This window comes from Pseudomonas sp. BCA17, from assembly GCF_004519405.1.
In the GTDB taxonomy this organism is placed as follows: domain Bacteria; phylum Pseudomonadota; class Gammaproteobacteria; order Pseudomonadales; family Pseudomonadaceae; genus Aquipseudomonas.
Genome location: NZ_SGWI01000022.1, coordinates 1 through 1,647 on the forward strand (window position 1 = coordinate 1; position 1,647 = coordinate 1,647).

The 1,647-nt window shown below is 56.0% G+C and carries 1 protein-coding gene; it reads left to right on the forward strand.

The annotated features are described in order from the left end of the window. The coding region (locus EXW71_RS28640) for an immunoglobulin-like domain-containing protein (RefSeq protein WP_372241350.1) at positions 1-1,647 on the forward strand (1,647 nt) is incomplete at both ends.

Sequence of the window (1,647 nt, forward strand, 5' to 3'; positions counted from 1 at the left end):
GGCCGGTACTGACGTCACGTTGAAACTCGACAACGGTTCGTCCATCACCATCAAAGCCGGTGATACGGTCGGCACCGTGACCGTCCCGGCGCCAAGCGATGACGTGTTCATCGATAAGAGCACCCAGACCGTCAAAATCACTGACGCTACTGGCGGTAACTTCGAGAAGCTGGAAGTTGCAGGTAACGGCGCAACCACCATGATCAACGACACCATCGACAAGGTCGATGTGGTCCTGACCGCCACCAACAGCGTCGGTGAAGGTGGCAACATCGTCTACACCGCCAGCCTTGTGGATAAAAACGGCGCATCGGTGACCAACATCACCAACCCGTTGACCGTGACGTTGGACAATGGCCAGACCATCACCATTGGTGTTAACCAGTCGAGCGGCAGCGTTACTACCGTCGCGCCGAATGACGTCTATACAGGCGATCAGACCGTCACCACCGCCATCAAAGGCGTGACTGGTGGCGAGCACTTCGAGAACTTGGTTCCAGGCACCGATAAAGTCACCACGACAGTGACTGATACATCAGGTACTGCCGATACCACTACCGTCACGCTGACCGCGCCAAGTGCAGTCAACGAAGGCGGCCAGATTACGTACACCGCCACGCTTTCCAATAAAGCGGGTACTGACGTCACGCTGAAGTTGGACAACGGTTCGTCCATCACCATCAAGGCCGGTGATACGGTCGGCAGCGTGACCGTTCCGGCGCCAAGCGATGACGTGTTCATCGACAAGAGCACCCAGACCGTCAAGATCACTGACGCCACTGGCGGCAACTTCGAGAAATTGGAAGTTGCGGGCAATGGCGCAACCACCACAATCAACGACACTATCGACAAAGTGGATGTGGTACTGACCGCCACCAACAGCGTTGGTGAAGGTGGCAATATCGTCTACACCGCCAACCTTGTGGATAAAAACGGCGCACCGGTGACTAACATCACCAATCCGTTGACCGTGACGTTGGATAATGGTCAGACCATCACCATTGGCGTGAACCAGTCCAGCGGTTCTGTCTCGGTAGTCGCTCCAAACGACGTATACAAAGGCGACCAGACCGTCACCACCGCCATCAAAGGTGTGACTGGTGGCGAGCACTTCGAGAACTTGGTACCTGGCACCGATAAAGTCACCACGACAGTGACTGATACTCCGGGCACTGCCGATACCACCACCGTTACGCTGACGGCTCCGTCGGCGGTCAATGAAGGTGGTCAGATCACCTACACCGCGACTTTGAGCAACAAGGCCGGTACTGACGTTACGCTGAAACTCGACAACGGCTCATCTATCACCATCAAAGCCGGTGACACCGTCGGCACCGTGACCGTCCCGGCTCCAAGCGATGACGTGTTCATCGATAAGAGCACCCAAACCGTCAAGATCACTGACGCTACCGGCGGCAATTTCGAGAAATTGGAAGTTGCAGGTAACGGTGCAACCACCACGATCAACGACACCATCGACAAGGTCGATGTGGTCCTGACCGCCACCAACAGCGTTGGTGAAGGTGGCAACATCGTCTACACCGCCAGCCTTGTGGATAAAAACGGCGCGGCAGTGACCAACATCACCAGTCCGCTGACCGTCACCCTGGATAATGGCCAGACCATCACTATCGGTGTGAACCAGTC